The 16376-nt window shown below is 62.9% G+C and carries 13 protein-coding genes; 6 read left to right on the forward strand and 7 right to left on the reverse strand.

What is annotated here, in order from left to right; translation table 11 throughout:
• Positions 1-81: 81 nt before the first annotated feature.
• The 4 genes from KHO53_RS09520 (at position 82) to KHO53_RS09535 (ending at position 5428) form a co-directional block, all read left to right on the forward strand.
• Positions 82-531 (forward strand): EVE domain-containing protein, encoded by a 450-nt coding sequence (locus tag KHO53_RS09520; RefSeq protein WP_010221168.1) that lies wholly within the window; start codon positions 82-84, stop codon positions 529-531.
• 93 nt (positions 532-624) lie between these two features.
• A complete protein-coding gene (locus tag KHO53_RS09525; RefSeq protein ID WP_036994894.1) occupies positions 625-1590 on the forward strand; it encodes an HlyD family secretion protein in 966 nt (321 codons plus the stop codon).
• Positions 1587-4310 carry a ribosome-associated ATPase/putative transporter RbbA gene (gene rbbA, locus KHO53_RS09530; protein ID WP_213570247.1) on the forward strand — a complete coding sequence of 908 codons (2724 nt, stop codon included), beginning with the start codon at positions 1587-1589 and terminating at the stop codon, positions 4308-4310. The genes KHO53_RS09525 and rbbA overlap by 4 nt, the downstream gene beginning before the upstream one ends.
• Positions 4310-5428, forward strand: coding sequence for an ABC transporter permease (locus KHO53_RS09535; RefSeq protein ID WP_010221165.1), 1119 nt, complete (start codon positions 4310-4312; stop codon positions 5426-5428). The genes rbbA and KHO53_RS09535 overlap by 1 nt, the downstream gene beginning before the upstream one ends.
• Here KHO53_RS09535 and KHO53_RS09540 read toward each other — a convergent pair whose 3' ends face one another.
• Positions 5429-5833, reverse strand: a complete 405-nt coding sequence (locus KHO53_RS09540) for a flagellar basal body-associated protein FliL (protein ID WP_010221164.1) — start codon at positions 5831-5833, stop codon at positions 5429-5431.
• 156 nt (positions 5834-5989) lie between these two features.
• Between KHO53_RS09540 and KHO53_RS09545 the strand changes: the two genes are divergently transcribed.
• Positions 5990-6967, forward strand: coding sequence for an NADPH:quinone oxidoreductase family protein (locus KHO53_RS09545; RefSeq protein WP_010221163.1), 978 nt, complete (start codon positions 5990-5992; stop codon positions 6965-6967).
• A 120-nt stretch (positions 6968-7087) separates the two neighbouring features.
• Here KHO53_RS09545 and KHO53_RS09550 read toward each other — a convergent pair whose 3' ends face one another.
• From KHO53_RS09550 to trxA, 5 genes are all read right to left on the reverse strand, one after another.
• Entirely contained in the window at positions 7088-7738 is a 651-nt protein-coding gene (locus tag KHO53_RS09550; RefSeq protein ID WP_010221162.1) for a gamma-glutamylcyclotransferase, read from the reverse strand.
• Between the two features lie 276 nt (positions 7739-8014).
• Entirely contained in the window at positions 8015-8983 is a 969-nt protein-coding gene (locus KHO53_RS09555) for a CDP-6-deoxy-delta-3,4-glucoseen reductase (RefSeq protein WP_010221161.1), read from the reverse strand.
• On the reverse strand, positions 8984-10450 hold the full coding sequence (gene ubiD, locus KHO53_RS09560; RefSeq protein WP_010221160.1) for a 4-hydroxy-3-polyprenylbenzoate decarboxylase: 1467 nt from the start codon (positions 10448-10450) through the stop codon (positions 8984-8986). It abuts the gene before it with no gap.
• A 129-nt stretch (positions 10451-10579) separates the two neighbouring features.
• On the reverse strand, positions 10580-11839 hold the full coding sequence (gene rho, locus KHO53_RS09565) for a transcription termination factor Rho (RefSeq protein ID WP_010221159.1): 1260 nt from the start codon (positions 11837-11839) through the stop codon (positions 10580-10582).
• Between the two features lie 229 nt (positions 11840-12068).
• Positions 12069-12398 (reverse strand): thioredoxin TrxA, encoded by a 330-nt coding sequence (gene trxA / locus KHO53_RS09570; RefSeq protein WP_010221158.1) that lies wholly within the window; start codon positions 12396-12398, stop codon positions 12069-12071.
• Between the two features lie 241 nt (positions 12399-12639).
• Between trxA and ppx the strand changes: the two genes are divergently transcribed.
• Entirely contained in the window at positions 12640-14142 is a 1503-nt protein-coding gene (gene ppx / locus KHO53_RS09575; RefSeq protein WP_010221157.1) for an exopolyphosphatase, read from the forward strand.
• On the opposite strand, the gene ppk1 is transcribed toward ppx, so the two are convergent.
• Entirely contained in the window at positions 14129-16360 is a 2232-nt protein-coding gene (ppk1, locus tag KHO53_RS09580) for a polyphosphate kinase 1 (protein WP_010221156.1), read from the reverse strand. The two genes, ppx and ppk1, sit on opposite strands and share 14 nt — an antisense overlap.
• Between the last annotated feature and the right edge of the window lie 16 nt (positions 16361-16376).

A 16376-nucleotide genomic window follows, 5' to 3' on the forward strand; every position in this document is an offset into this window, starting at 1 on the left:
AGGCGACACGCAAACGTTGACGCCAACCGACCGTCGGTTTCCTGAAACAGGTTATTTCAAACATTGTCTGGAGCACCACCCATGGCCTACTGGCTGATGAAATCCGAGCCCGACGAACTCTCGATCAAGGACCTCGCGCGGCTGGGCGAAGCCCGCTGGGATGGCGTGCGCAATTACCAGGCGCGTAACTTCTTGCGCACCATGGCGGTCGGTGACCAGTTCTTTTTCTACCATTCCAGCTGCCCGGAACCGGGCATTGCCGGCATCGCCCGGATCAGCGCCGCGGCCTACCCGGACCCTACCGCGCTTGACCCGCAAAGCCATTACTTCGACGCCAAGGCCAACGACGAGAAAAACCCCTGGAGCGCCGTGGACGTCGCCCACGTCGAAACCTTCGGCAAGGTCCTGCAACTGGGTTACCTCAAGCAACAAACCGCCCTGGCCGAACTGCCGCTGGTACAGAAAGGCAGCCGCTTGTCGGTGATGCCGGTAACCGCCGAACAATGGGCAGCGGTACTCGCACTGCGTTAAAGAGGGTAGGATTGCCGCTCATTTGACGAACATCAACGCACCAGGACCGGTGCGACGTCACAATTTGACGTTAATGCAGCAGGATGCCCAACCATGTCGATGAGCCAACACACGCCCAAACTCTTCGCCGGCGCCTTGATCGCCCTGCTCCTGGCCGCTGGCGGCCTGGGCTACTGGAAATCCCTGCATGACCGCCTGCCCGAAGGCTTGAGCATGGGCAATGGCCGGCTCGAAGCCACCGAAGTGCAAATCGCCAGCAAGATCCCCGGGCGCCTGGCCGAAGTGCTGGTCGACGAAGGCGACACGGTCGAACAGGGCCAGTTGCTTGCCCGCATCGACACCCGCACCCTCGAAGCCCAACGCAGCCAGGCCGAAGCCGAAGTGCTGCGCGCCCGGGAAAACTACTCCGCCGCCCAGGCCACCGTGCAACTGCGCCAGAGCGAGCAACTGCTGGCCAGCCAGGAGCTCAAGCGCGTGCGCGAAATCTTCCAGCGCAAATACGCCAGCCAGCAACTGCTCGACCAGCAACAGGCCCGTTACGACACCAGCAACTCCGCAGTCGTCGCCGCCCGTGCACAACTGGCCGCGATCAAGGCCGCCATCGGCGCCGCCGAAGCCCAGGTCGCGCAACTGACCAGCGAGATCGACGACAGCAGCCTGCGCGCGCCGATCAACGGCGTGATCCAGCTACGCCTGGCCGAACCGGGTGAAGTGCTCGGCGCCGGCGGTCGTGTACTGATGCTGATCGACCCCAGCGATCAGTACATGAACCTCTACCTGCCCGCCTCCACCACCGGCCGCCTGACCGTTGGCGACCAGGCGCGCATCGTGCTCGACGCCCTGCCCGACCAGGCAATGCCTGCGAAGATTGCCTTCGTCGCAGCCAAGGCGCAGTTCACCCCCAAACAGGTGGAAACCCGTGACGAGCGCCAGAAGCTGGTGTTCCGGGTCAAGCTGCGCCTGACCGAACCGAGCGCTGTGCCCCAGGCCAAACCCGGCATGCCGGGCGCAGGCTATGTGCGCACCGCTAAAGTGGACTGGCCGGCCAACCTGCAATGAGCGCGCTGGCGCTGCAGGCCGAGGGCATCAGCCACCGCTACGCTGGGCTGAGTGCCCTGCAAGACATCGCTTTCAGCCTGCCGGCGGGCACCCGTTGCGGCCTGATCGGCCCGGATGGCGCCGGCAAGTCGAGCCTGCTCGGGCTGATCGCCGGGGTCAAGAAGCTGCAGAGCGGCGAGCTGCAGGTGCTCGGCGGCTCGATCCGCCAGCGCCGCCACCGTAACAGCCTGTACCCGCGCATCGCCTTCATGCCTCAAGGGCTGGGCAATAACTTGTACCCCGAGCTGTCGATCAGCGAGAACATCCGCTTCTTCGCCACCCTGTTCGGCCTTGGCGCCAGGGAGTGCGAGCAGCGCATGCACAACCTGCTGCTGGCCACCGACCTGCTGCGTTTTGCCGAACGCCCGGCGGGCAAGTTGTCTGGCGGCATGAAGCAGAAGCTCGGGCTGTGTTGCGCGCTGATCCACGAACCGGACTTGCTGATCCTCGACGAACCCACTACCGGCGTCGACCCGCTGTCGCGTCGACGCTTCTGGGAGCTGGTCGAACAGGTGCGCCAGGAGCGCCCGCAACTGACCTTGCTGGTGGCGACCGCCTACATGGAAGAGGCCGAACAGTTCGAGCACTGCCTGATGCTCGATCGCGGCCAACTGATCGCTGCGGGCTTGAGCGAAGAGCTGGCCGCCGCCACCGCCAGTCACAAGCTCGATGACGCCTTCACCCACTTCCAGGGCAACCGCCAGCGCAGCCAACAACCCTTGGTGATACCACCCCATGATAACGGCGATGCCGAGATCGCCATCGAAGCCCACGAACTGACCCTGCGCTTCGGTGATTTCACCGCCGTGAACAAGGTCAGCTTCGCCATCGGCCGAGGCGAAATCTTCGGTTTTCTCGGCTCCAACGGCTGCGGCAAGACCACCACCATGAAGGTGCTCACCGGCCTGATGCCGGCCAGCGAAGGCAGCGCCACGCTACTCGGCCGCCCAGTGAACGCCAAGGACCTGGCGACGCGCAAGCGGGTCGGCTTCATGTCGCAGAGTTTCTCCTTGTATGGCGAACTCAGCGTGCGGCAGAACCTGGAACTGCACGCACGGTTGTTCGACCTGCCCAAGGCCGAGAGCAGTCCGCGTATCGCCGAGTTGATCGAGCGCTTCGATCTTGGCGCCATCGCCGACCAGCAGTCCGGCGCCCTGCCCCTGGGCCTGCGCCAGCGCCTGTCATTGGCAGTGGCGGTGTTGCACCGCCCGGAAGTGCTGATCCTCGACGAACCCACCTCAGGCGTCGACCCAGCCGCCCGCGACGACTTCTGGCGCCTGCTGATCGAGCTGTCGCGGGATCAGGGGGTGACGATTTTCCTCTCCACCCACTTCATGAACGAAGCCCTGCGCTGCGACCGGATCTCCCTGATGCATGCCGGCAAGGTCCTGGCCTGCGACACCCCGGCGGCGCTGCAACAGCAATTTGCCGGCCAGACCCTGGAAGACGCCTTCGTCACCTGCCTGGAACAGGCGCAGGGCGCGGGCGAAGCGCCAACTGCCAGCGCTCAGCTCGACACGCCAGCCCAGGCGACGCCGTTGCACATGCGCCGAGGTTTCAGCCTCAAGCGCCTGTTCGCCGTCGCCACCCGTGAGGGCAAGGAACTGCTGCGAGACAAAGTGCGCCTGGCGTTTGCCCTGCTCGGCGCCCTGTTCATGATGGTGATCTTCGGCTATGGCATTTCCCTGGACGTGGAGAACCTCGCCTTCGCCGTGTATGACCAGGACCAGAGCCCGCAAAGCCGCGCCTATCTGGAGGCCTTTCGCGGCTCGCGCTACTTCGCCGAGCAGACGCCGATCGACGATGCCGCGCAGTTGCACAAACGCCTGCAGCGCTCGGAAATCAAACTGGCCCTGGAGATTCCGCCAGGCTTCGGCCGCGACCTGCACGCCGGGCGCCAGCCAGTGGTGGCGGCCTGGCTGGATGGCGGCATGCCGTTTCGCGCCGAAACCAGCCGCAACTATGTCGAGGCCGTGCACCAGGCCAACCTTGAGCAATTGGCGGCGCTGAGCAGCAAGGCTCAGCCAGGGCAAAGCCCGGTGCGCCTGGAAACCCGCTTTCGCTACAACCAGGATGTGGTCAGCGTGAATGCCATCGGCCCCGGGGTAATGGCGCTGATACTTGCCTTCATTCCGGCGATGCTCACCGCTCTGGGTATCGTGCGCGAGAAGGAACTGGGCTCGATCACCAACTTCTACGCCACGCCGCTGACGCGCCTGGAGTTCCTGCTCGGCAAGCAGGCGCCATACCTGGCGGTGAGCCTGATCAACCTGGCGCTGCTGGTGGCGATGAACCGCTGGCTGTTCGGCGTGCCATTCAAAGGCAGCGCCCTGGCCCTGGCCTGCGGCGGCTTGCTGTACCTGCTGGCGACCACCAGCCTGGGCCTGCTGATCTCGGCGTTCACCCGCACCCAGATCGCCGCGATCCTCGGCACCATGATCATCACCAGCCTGCCGACCATCCAGTTCTCCGGGCTGATCGTGCCGCGCTCTTCGCTCGAGGGTGCTGCGGCCTTGATGGGCCAGTTGTTCCCGGCCGGGTATTTTCTCGATATCGCCGTCGGCACCTTCACCAAGGCCCTGGACCTGCGCGAACTCTGGCCTCAGTGCCTGGCGCTGCTGGGGTTCTTTATTGGTTTCACCGGCCTGAGCCTGGCCATGCTGAAGAAGCAGGAGGTCTGATGCATCGTCTGGCACACACCCTGCGCCTGGGTTTGAAGGAGCTGACCAGCTTGCGCCATGACAGCGTATTGCTGCTGTTTTTGCTGTACGCCTTCAGCGTGGCGATCTACATGCCGGCAGCGGGTTCGGTGATCGGCGTGCACAACGCCAGCGTCGCGGTGATCGACGAAGACCATAGCCTGGTATCGCGCAAGCTCACCGAAGCCCTGCAACCGCCGGAGTTCCAGCGCGCCGTGCCACTGGCCTACAACCAGCTCGACCAAGCCATGGACAGCGGCCAGTACACCTTCGTGATCAACGTGCCGGTGAACTTCCAGACCGACCTGCTGGCCGGGCGCTCACCAGAGCTGCAGGTCAACGTCGACGCCACGGCCATGAGCCAGGCGTTCATGGGTGCCGGCTACATCGGCAGGATCGTCGAGCGCGAACTGCTCGACTACGCCAACCAGGGCTCGGCGACTGCCGGCAGCCCAGCCCTGCTCAGCGCCCGGGCGCTGTTCAACCCCAACCTTGAGGGTGGCTGGTTCCTGGCGGTGATCCAGATCGTCAACAACATCACTATCCTGGCCATCGTCCTGACCGGCACGGCACTGCTGCGCGAGCGCGAACACGGCACCCTCGATCACCTCTTGGTGCTGCCGCTGACCGCCCTGGAAATCATGCTGGCGAAGATCGGCAGCAACGCCCTGGTGGTGGTGCTGTGCACCTGGGTGTCGCTGGAAGTGATCGTCAAAGGGGCGCTGGGGGTGCCGCTGGCAGGATCACTGGGGCTGTTTTTGGCGGTGACCGCACTCTACCTGTTCGCCAGCACGGCACTGGGGATCTTCCTCGCCACGCTGGCGCGCTCGACCCCGCAGTTCGGCCTGCTGGCGATCCCGGTGATCATCCCGATGCTGTTGCTCTCGGGTGGCAGCACGCCGCTGGATAGCATGCCGCAATGGCTGCAGTGGGTGATGCAGGGCTCGCCCTCGACCCACTTCGTCAGCCTCAGTGCGGCCATCCTGTTCCGCGACGCCGGGTTGCCCGTGGTCTGGCCGGACCTTGCGGCACTTGCCGCGATCGGCCTGGCCTTCTTCGCGATTGCCCTGGCGCGCTTTCGCCGCAGCCTGACGTCCTGATTACTGAACGATCAGGTTGTTGAACAGCAAGTCGTCGACGGTCGGCTTGCCTTCTTCGTTTTCGAGCACCTGCTGGACTTGCTTCAGGGCTTCCTGACGCAGTTTTTCCTTGGCCTCGACATTGCTCATGCTCTCGAGGTTCTGCTGGGTGAACAGGGCCACCAGCTGATTGCGGATCAGCGGCTCGTGATGACGCACCGCTGCGGCGGCGGCATCGCTGTTGACCCGCAGGGCCACGTCGGCCTTGTACACGCGCAGTTTCGGCCCGCCATCCAGGGCGTAGTTGCCGACAAAAGGCGGGGTAAGGGAAATGTAGGAGACCTTCGGCTCCCCTTCCTTGGCTTCCTCGGCCTGGGCCGCCATCGGCAGCATCAGCGCCAGTACCATCAAGATCCACGCTTTCACGAATTCGCTCCTCATACAGTTGGCGCCAGCATACCCAGCGCACCGGTCAAACCCAAGCCCGGGCTTATGCCGGCCTATCAGGGCGGGCCATGCTCGTTGACCCGGCACCTCGCCCACCTACACTTATCGGCCACTACGCGCAAAGGAATAGTCCCGATGAAAGCAGTGTTGTGCAAAGCCCTTGGTCCGGCGCAAAACCTGGTTCTGGAAGAGGTCGCCAGCCCCGTGCCGAAGAAGAATGAGATCCTGCTCGACGTGCAGGCCGCCGGGGTCAATTTTCCCGACACCCTGATCATCGAAGGCAAGTACCAGTTCCAGCCACCGCTGCCGTTCTCGCCCGGAGGCGAAGCAGCCGGCGTGGTCAGTGCCGTGGGTGAAAAGGCCGGCAACCTGAAGGTTGGCGATCGGGTCATGGCCCTGACCGGCTGGGGCAGCTTTGCCGAACAGGTAGCGGTGCCGGCCTATAACGTGCTGCCGATCCCGGCGCAGATGGACTTCACCACCGCCGCGGCCTTCGGCATGACCTACGGCACGTCGATGCATGCACTGAGCCAGCGCGGCCAGCTCAAGGCCGGGGAAACCCTGCTGGTACTGGGTGCCTCCGGCGGCGTGGGCCTGGCGGCGGTAGAAATCGGCAAGGCCATGGGCGCGCGGGTGATCGCCGCTGCCAGCAGCGCCGAGAAGCTGGCCGTAGCCAAGGCCGCCGGCGCCGACGAGCTGATCAACTACGGCCAAGCCAGCCTCAAGGACGAGATCAAGCGCCTGACGGGCGGTAACGGCGTTGATGTGATCTACGACCCGGTGGGTGGTGACTTGTTTGATCAAGCGGTGCGCGGGATCGCCTGGAATGGTCGCTTGCTGGTAGTCGGGTTTGCCAGCGGGCGTATTCCAGAGCTGCCGGTAAACCTGGCGCTGCTCAAGGGCGCAGCGGTGCTCGGGGTGTTCTGGGGCGCCTTTGCCCAGCGCCAGCCGGCTGACAATGCGGCGAACTTCCAGCAGCTGTTTGCCTGGTACGCCGAGGGCAAACTCAAGCCGCTGGTATCGCAGACCTTCCCGCTGGCTAAAGCCGGTGCGGCTATCGAGATGCTGGGGCAGCGCAAGGCGGTGGGCAAGCTGGTGGTAACCATGGCCTAAAGGCCGCGGATTGCGACCGCTTCGCGCTCGATCGCTGGCAAGCCAGCTCCCACAAGGGACTTTGTCAGGCCCACCGCTTCAAGGTAGACACTGGACACTGTGGGAGCCGGTCTTGCCGCCTCAGACCTCCCGAAGTGAATGACAGCGCCGGAACCGCGCCTCGAGATTGCGATCGGGCATGGCGTGGCTGCGCAGGGCATCGAGGGTCTGCTCGACATAGTCGCGGGTAGTGCCATAACGGCCCTTGGCACTGGCAAAGATCTGACTGAGCAAGGTGTCCGGCAAGTTGCCGGCGTAGCACGGCAAGTGGCGTTCGAGTACGAAGCCCAGGGCCTGGACCTTGCTGCCATCCTCAAGACGACAATTGAGCCAGTGCGGACGATAGGCCGGGTAAGGCATCTCCCGTTGCCACAAGGCCAGCAGCGATTCTTCCAGGCAGTCGTCCGGCAAGCGGTAGGCGAAACCGCTGCACGAACCGCCGCGATCCAGGCCGAACACCAGGCCCGGGCACTCCGGCGTGCCGCGATGTTCATGGGACCACAAATACAACCCGCGATGATAACCGTGCACCCGTGCCCGCCGCCGCTCAACGGCATTGCACTCCGGACGCCAGATCAACGAACCGTAGGCAAACAACCACACCGGGCCACCCTGATGCCGGGACATGGTGTGCTGGACCGAATGTACAAGTTGCTCGCGGGTTAATTGCTCGCCGAAATCAAGCAACGGCGGATAGGTCACATTCAAAGATACCGTTTCGATCGCCGACATAGCTGTCGCCACACTTCCCCATGAATTAACAACGCTCCGCACTATAAAGGCAAAGCACTGTGCACAGAGTTACCGTACGGCAGATAAGCGCCGGAATACAAGCCCCCGGTGCCCTGCGGCGGCAATAATGGCCGGACAGGTGCGATAACAGGTGCACTGTTTCAAGTGTAGCGAAAGTTATTTTCGGTGTTGGCAATAATAAGTGGCTTATAACCGACGGCCGTGCCGACAGTTATTTAAACCGGCACGCTGTTGCAGCGTGCCTTATTCCTTCATTCAATTGCGCGGCGCATAAGCAAATACATCGGCGCGCATTTGATGCGCATCCATGCCGGCATCGACCAGGGCATCGAGGGTGGCATAGATCATGTTCGGCGAGCCGCTGGCATAGACATGCACACTCGCCAGGTCGCTGATGTCCTCACAGACGGCCTCGTGCAGCAGACCGCAACGCCCCTCCCAGCCACACAGGTCACTGACCACCTTGTGCAGGAACAAGTTGGGCAGGTGCTGCCATTCGGCCCAGTGTTCGATCTGGTAGAAGTCATCCGGCAGACGTACGCCCCAGTACAAGTGCACCGGGTGCTTGAAACCACTGGCGCGGCAGTGCTCGATCAGGCTGTGCATCTGCGCCATGCCGGTACCGGCAGCGATCAGCACCAGCGGGCCGTCAGGCAATTGCGCCAGGTGGGTGTCACCAAAGGGCATTTCGATTCGCGCCATGCGTGTGCGCTGCAACTGGGCAATCAGCTCCAGGGCGCTGTTCTCACGGGCCAGCACATGCAGCTCGAGGTCGCGGCCACTGTGCGGCGCCGAGGCCAGCGAGAAAGCGGCCTTGTCGCCGCTGTCACGCTCGATCATCAGGTACTGGCCAGCGTGGTAGCGCGGAGGCTTGCCGGCTGGCGCACGCAGCCGTACGCGCCAGACATCGCCGCCGACTTCAACACATTCGCTGAGCTGGCAGGCCAGTGTCCGTACCGGCAGCTCGCCCAGGGCCAGCACGCCATCCCACAACAAGACACAGTCCTCCAGGGGCTCGGCGATACAGGTGAACAGTTCGCCATGATCACGTTCGACGCCATCCTGGCGCACCCGGCCTTCAACCAGCAGCGCGGCACAGACATGGCAGTTACCGTTGCGGCAGCTCTGCGGGCAGTCGTAGCCCAGGCGCCGCGCCGCATCGAGAATCCTTTCCCCGGGTTGTAGCGCCAGTACGGCCCCGGACGGCTGCAAGGTTACCTGCATTTAGTCTATTCCCAACTGATGCCACAGCTCATCGATCCGCCGGGTGACGGCTTCATCCTTGACGATGACCCGTCCCCACTCGCGCGTGGTTTCACCCGGCCACTTGTGGGTGGCGTCCAGGCCCATTTTCGAACCCAGCCCGGACACGGGCGAGGCGAAATCCAGGTAATCGATCGGTGTGTTGTCGATCATCACCGTATCGCGCTTGGGGTCCATGCGCGTGGTGATCGCCCAGATCACATCGTTCCAGTCCCGTGCATTGATATCGTCGTCGGTAACGATAACGAACTTGGTGTACATGAACTGTCGCAAAAACGACCAGACACCCAGCATCACGCGCTTGGCGTGGCCTGGATACTGCTTTTTCATGGTCACCACCGCCATGCGGTACGAACACCCCTCAGGCGGCAGGTAGAAGTCGGTGATCTCCGGGAACTGCTTCTGCAGGATCGGCACGAACACTTCGTTCAAGGCAACGCCGAGAATCGCTGGCTCATCCGGCGGACGGCCGGTGTAGGTGCTGTGGTAGATCGGCTTGCTGCGGTGAGTGATGCGCTCGACAGTGAACACCGGGAAGCTGTCGACTTCGTTGTAGTAACCCGTATGGTCGCCGTATGGACCTTCCGGGGCCATTTCGCCCGGATGGATTACGCCTTCGAGGATGATTTCGGCAGTGGCCGGCACCTGCAGGTCGCTGCCACGGCACTTGACCAGCTCGGTACGGTTACCGCGCAGCAGGCCGGCAAAGGCGTACTCGGAGAGGGTGTCAGGCACCGGCGTCACGGCGCCGAGGATGGTCGCCGGGTCCGCGCCCAGGGCCACGGCCACCGGGAAGGGTTGGCCAGGGTGCTTTTCACACCATTCGCGATAGTCCAGGGCACCGCCGCGGTGGCTCAACCAGCGCATGATGACCTTGTTACGGCCGATCACCTGCTGACGATAGATGCCCAGGTTCTGGCGGTCCTTGTTAGGCCCGCGGGTAACCGTCAGGCCCCAGGTGATCAGCGGCGCAACATCGCCCGGCCAGCAGTGCTGCACCGGCAGCAGGCCGAGGTCGACATCGTCGCCTTCGATGACCACTTCATGGCATGGCGCATCCTTGACCACCTTGGGCGCCATGGACACCACCTTCTTGAAGATCGGCAGCTTCGACCAGGCGTCCTTGAGGCCTTTCGGCGGCTCGGGCTCCTTGAGGAAGGCCAGCAGCTTGCCGATTTCACGCAGTTCGCTGACCGACTCGGCGCCCATGCCCATGGCCACCCGTTCCGGGGTGCCGAACAAGTTGCCAAGCACTGGAATGTCGAAGCCGGTTGGCTTTTCGAACAGCAGGGCCGGGCCTTTGGCGCGCAGGGTGCGGTCACAGACTTCGGTCATTTCCAAGACTGGAGAGATCGGCACCTGGATGCGCTTGAGTTCGCCGCGCTGTTCCAGGCCACGGATAAAGTCGCGCAAATCGCGATACTGCATGCAAAAGCCTCGTATTGGCTGCCGTAGCGGTCGGGCTGCAGAGTGTAGCGCCGAACTCGGCTGCTCAGAATAGCCAAAGTACAGATAGCAAAAAGCCGGGTCGCCCCGGCTCTTGCCCAGCGCAACAGTTTACTTGCGCTTCATCGACAGGAAGAACTCGTCGTTGGTCTTGGTCTGCTTGAGCTTGTCGACCAGGAACTCGATGGCAGCCACTTCATCCATCGGGTGCAGCAGCTTGCGCAGGATCCACATGCGCTGCAGCTCGTCGTCGGCGGTCAGCAGCTCTTCGCGACGGGTACCCGAACGGTTGATGTTGATGGCCGGGAAGACGCGCTTCTCGGCGATCTTGCGGTCCAGTGGCAGCTCCATGTTGCCGGTGCCCTTGAACTCTTCGTAGATCACTTCGTCCATCTTCGAGCCGGTTTCAACCAGCGCGGTGGCGATGATGGTCAGCGAGCCGCCTTCTTCGATGTTACGCGCGGCACCGAAGAAACGCTTCGGCTTCTCCAGGGCGTGGGCATCGACACCACCGGTGAGGACCTTGCCGGAGCTCGGGATCACGGTGTTGTAGGCACGGGCCAGACGGGTGATGGAGTCGAGCAGGATGACCACGTCTTTCTTGTGTTCAACCAGGCGCTTGGCCTTCTCGATGACCATTTCGGCAACCTGCACGTGGCGGGTTGGCGGCTCGTCGAAGGTCGAGGCAACCACTTCGCCGCGCACGGTGCGCTGCATTTCGGTCACTTCTTCCGGGCGCTCGTCGATCAGCAGGACGATCAGGTGGCACTCGGGGTTGTTGCGAGTGATGTTCGCCGCGATGTTCTGCAGCATGATGGTCTTGCCCGCTTTTGGCGGAGCGACGATCAGGCCGCGCTGGCCTTTGCCGATCGGGGCGCAGAGATCGATAACCCGGCCGGTGAGGTCTTCGGTGGAGCCGTTGCCGGCTTCCATCTTCAGGCGCTCGTTGGGGAACAGCGGCGTCAGGTTTTCGAACAGGATCTTGTTCTTCGCGTTTTCCGGCCGGTCGAAGTTGATGGTGTCGACTTTCAGCAGGGCGAAGTAACGCTCGCCTTCTTTTGGCGGGCGGATCTTGCCGACGATGGTGTCGCCGGTACGCAAGTTGAAGCGACGGATCTGGCTTGGCGACACGTAGATGTCGTCCGGGCCGGCCAGGTACGAGGCATCGGCCGAGCGCAGGAAGCCGAAGCCGTCCTGGAGAATCTCCAGCACGCCGTCACCGGAGATTTCCTCGCCGCTTTTCGCATGCTTTTTCAACAGGGAGAAAATCACATCTTGCTTGCGCGAACGGGCCATATTTTCTATGCCCATCTGTTCGGCCATTTCGAGCAGATCGGTAATCGGCTTTTGCTTGAGTTCAGTCAGGTTCATAAGGGGAGTGACGTAATCATGTAAGAAGGGGGAATTAAGCTTCTGGCTTAATGAAGCCGCGCCGCAAAGAAGGCGACAGGATCGCGTACTGATTCGAATTAGGGATGCGTCGGCGACGGCGTGCAGAGGGCACCGAAGAAACAGTGCGAGGCCGAATGTAACACCTGCTTTTTCTGGCGTCTAGTCACCAGATAAAGAAAAGCCCCGACGAATGCGGGGCTTTTTTGACTCAGATATTGGCGTCCAGGAAGGCTGCCAGCTGAGATTTCGACAGTGCACCGACCTTGGTGGCCTCGACGTTGCCGTTCTTGAACAGCATCAGCGTCGGGATGCCACGTACGCCATGCTTGGCCGGGGTTTCCTGGTTGTCGTCGATGTTCAGCTTGGCGACGATCAGTTTACCCTGGTAGGTAGCGGCGATGTCGTCCAGAACCGGCGCGATCATTTTGCAAGGGCCGCACCATTCAGCCCAGTAGTCGACCAGCACCGGGCCTTCAGCCTTCAGGACTTCGGCTTCGAAGGTGGCGTCGGTGACGTGTTTGATAAGATCGCTGCTCATGGAAGTCTCCAAGGTCGTAAGCAAAAAAACGTGGCCCATCATAGCCGCACCGGCTCACTACAGGAAGCCGGGAACGATTGAGTGTAGCTATAGTTGTGCATGACCGCGCATATCGCTGCTGTCACGGGAAAGTCATATTTCCCGCACAACCTGCCCCATATCAAGCCTTGATACGCTGCGCGTTGGCGCCAGCGCCGGATCGTGGCAGGATTGCCGGGTTATCGACCGAGAACCCATGACCATGCCGCAAACCACAGCCAAGAATCTGTCCTTGATCGCTGCCATAGACCTGGGCTCCAACAGTTTTCACATGGTAGTCGCCAAGGCCCACCATAGCGAGATCCGCATCCTAGAGCGGCTCGGCGAAAAGGTTCAGCTGGCCGCCGGCATCAACGAAGAGCGCCTGCTCAGTGAAGAGTCCATGCAACGCGGCCTGGACTGCCTCAAGCGCTTTGCCCAGCTGATCAACGGCCTGCCCGATGGCGCCGTGCGCATCGTCGGCACCAACGCCCTGCGCGAGGCGCGCAACCGCGGCGAATTCATCCGCCGCGCCGAGGCCATTCTCGGCCATCCGGTGGAGGTCATCTCTGGCCGTGAAGAAGCCCGCCTGATCTACCTCGGTGTCTCGCACACCCTGGCTGACACCCCGGGCAAGCGCCTGGTCGCCGACATTGGCGGCGGCAGTACCGAATTCATCATTGGCCAACGTTTCGAGCCGCTGCTGCGCGAAAGCCTGCAAATGGGTTGCGTCAGCTACACCCAGCGCTATTTCCGCGATGGCAAGATCACCCCGGCGCGCTACGCCCAGGCCTACACCGCCGCGCGCCTTGAACTGATGAGCATCGAGAACGCCCTGCACCGCCTGACCTGGGACGAAGCCATCGGCTCCTCGGGGACCATTCGTGCCATCGGCCTGGCGCTCAAGTCCGGTGGCATGGGCAGCGGCGAGGTCAATGCCGAAGGCCTGGCCTGGCTCAAGCGCAAGCTGTTCAAGCTGGGGGAAACCGACAAGATCGACTTCGACGGGGTCAAACCCGACCGCCGGGCGATCTTCCCGGCGGGCCTGGCGATTCTCGAAGCGATTTTCGACGCCCTTGAACTGCAGCGCATGGACCACTGCGACGGCGCCCTGCGCGAAGGCGTGCTCTACGACCTGCTCGGCCGCCACCACCACGAAGACGTGCGTGAACGCACCCTGACCTCGCTGATGGAGCGCTACCACGTTGACCAGGGGCAAGCGGCACGGGTCGAGCGCAAGGCCCTACATGCCTTCGACCAGGTGGCCAAGGCCTGGGACCTGGAAGATGGCATCTGGCGCGAACTGCTGGGCTGGGCGGCCAAGGTGCATGAAGTGGGCCTGGACATCGCTCACTATCATTACCACAAGCACGGCGCCTACCTGATCGAGCACTCCGACCTTGCCGGCTTCTCCCGTGAAGACCAACTGATGCTGGCGCTGCTGGTGCGCGGCCATCGACGCAACATTCCCAAGGACAAGTTCGCCGAGTTTGGCGACGATGCCGTCAAGCTGATCCGCCTGTGCGTCTTGCTGCGCTTTGCGATCCTGTTCCACCACATCCGCGGCACCCAGCAGATGCCCACGGTGACCCTGCATGCCAAGGGCGACAGTCTGGACGTCGAGTTCCCTGCCGGCTGGCTGGACGAAAACCAGCTGACCCAGGCCGACTTCGGCCTGGAGGCAGAATGGCTGGCCCGGGTCGGCTTCGTCCTCAGCGTACGATAAGCACCGGGTTGCTCAGGCGCTCGAGCAGAGTGGCCTGGGCACTGCGCGGGTTCTGGTTGCCGGTTGGCGTGCTGCGTACGTAGCGGCCATCCGGCTGCAGGATCCAGGCGTGGGTGTTGTCGGTCAGATACCCTTCCAGTTCCTTTTTCACCCGCAGGATCAGTTTCTTGCCCTCGACCGGGAAGCAGGTCTCGACGCGCTTGTCGAGGTTGCGCTCCATCCAGTCGGCGCTGGAGAGGAACATCTGCTCTTCGCCGCCATTGAGGAAGTAGAACACCCGCGTGTGCTCGAGGAAGCGGCCGATGATCGAACGCACCTGAATGTTGTGCGACACCCCGGCAATGCCCGGGCGCAGGCAGCACATGCCGCGCACCACCAGGTCGATACGCACCCCTGACTGGCTGGCCTTGTACAGCGCGCGGATGATCTTCGGATCGGTCAGCGAGTTGAACTTGGCGATGATGTGCGCAGGTTTGCCGTCGAGGGCGAACTGGGTTTCGCGCGCGATCATGTCGAGCATGCCCTTTTTCAGGGTGAACGGCGCGTGCAGCAGCTTCTTCATGCGCAAGGTCTTGCCCATGCCGATCAGCTGGCTGAACAGCTTGCCGACGTCCTCACACAGGGCGTCGTCAGAGGTCAGCAGGCTGTAGTCGGTGTACAGGCGGGCATTACCGGCGTGGTAGTTACCGGTCCCCAGGTGCGCATAGCGGACGATCTCGCCGGCTTCGCGGCGCAGGATCAGCATCATCTTGGCGTGGGTCTTGAAGCCGACCACGCCGTAGATCACCACCGCACCGGCGGCCTGCAGGCGGCTGGCCATCTGCAGGTTGGACTCTTCGTCGAAACGCGCACGCAACTCGATCACCGCAGTGACCTCTTTGCCGTTACGCGCGGCGTCGACCAGCGCGTCGACGATCTCCGAGTTGGCCCCGCTGCGGTACAGGGTCTGGCGCACAGCCAGAACGTGCGGGTCCTTGGCGGCCTGGCGCAGCAGGTCGACCACCGGGGTGAACGACTCGAAGGGGTGCATCAGCAGGATGTCCTGCTTGCTGACCACGCTGAAAATGTTCTCGCTGTTCTGCAACAGCTTGGGGATCGCCGGGGTGAACGGCGTGTATTGCAGCTCCGGATGGCTGTCCAGGCTGGTGATGCTGAACAGCCGGGTCAGGTTGACCGGGCCGTTGACCTGGTACAGCTCGCTCTCGCTCAGGCTGAACTGCTTGAGCAGGTAGTCGGAGAGGTGCTTGGGGCAGGTGTCGGCCACTTCCAGGCGCACTGCATCACCATACCGGCGCGAGAACAGCTCGCCGCGCAAGGCCCGGGCCAGGTCCTCGACATCTTCGGAGTCCAGCGCCAGGTCGGCGTTACGGGTCAGGCGGAACTGGTAGCAGCCCTTGACCTTCATGCCCTGGAACAGGTCATCGGCATGGGCGTGGATCATCGACGACAGGAACACATAGTTGTCGCCAGGCCCACCGACCTCTTCCGGCACCTTGATCACCCGCGGCAGCAAGCGCGGCGCCGGGATGATCGCCAGGCCCGAATCGCGGCCGAAGGCATCGACACCCTCAAGCTCGACGATGAAGTTCAGGCTCTTGTTCACCAGCAACGGGAACGGGTGGGTCGGGTCAAGGCCGATCGGGGTGATGATCGGGGCAATCTCGTCACGGAAGAACCGCCGCACCCAGGTCTTGAGCTTGGTGTTCCAGTGACGCCGGCGGATGAAACGGATCTGGTGTTTTTCCAGCTCCGGCAGCAGCACGTCGTTGAGGATCGCGTACTGGCGATCGACTTCGCCGTGCACCAGCTCGCTGATCCGCGCCAGCGCCTGGTGCGGCTGCAAGCCGTCGGCGCCGGCCTGTTCACGGGCGAAGGTGATCTGCTTCTTCAGGCCCGCCACACGAATTTCGAAGAACTCATCCAGGTTGCTGGAGAAGATCAGCAGGAACTTCAGCCGCTCCAGCAGCGGATAGGACTCATCCAGTGCCTGTTCCAGCACGCGGATGTTGAACTGCAGCTGGGACAATTCGCGGTGAATGTACAGGCTGCTGTCGTCCAGACCGGGAATGACTATCGCAGGCGCAACAACCGGCGCCGGTGCCGGGGCCTCGACCACCGGCTCCGCAACCGCAGCCGGCTGCGGCGGGGTCTCGATCATCTGCTCGGGCACAGGCTGGGCGTCTTTCACTGCAACGTCGGTAAGTGCTTCGTTATTCATCTAGCGTTCCTGAAGG

This window comes from Pseudomonas sp. RC2C2 (genome assembly GCF_018390435.1).
GTDB classification, from domain to species: domain Bacteria; phylum Pseudomonadota; class Gammaproteobacteria; order Pseudomonadales; family Pseudomonadaceae; genus Aquipseudomonas; species Aquipseudomonas donghuensis.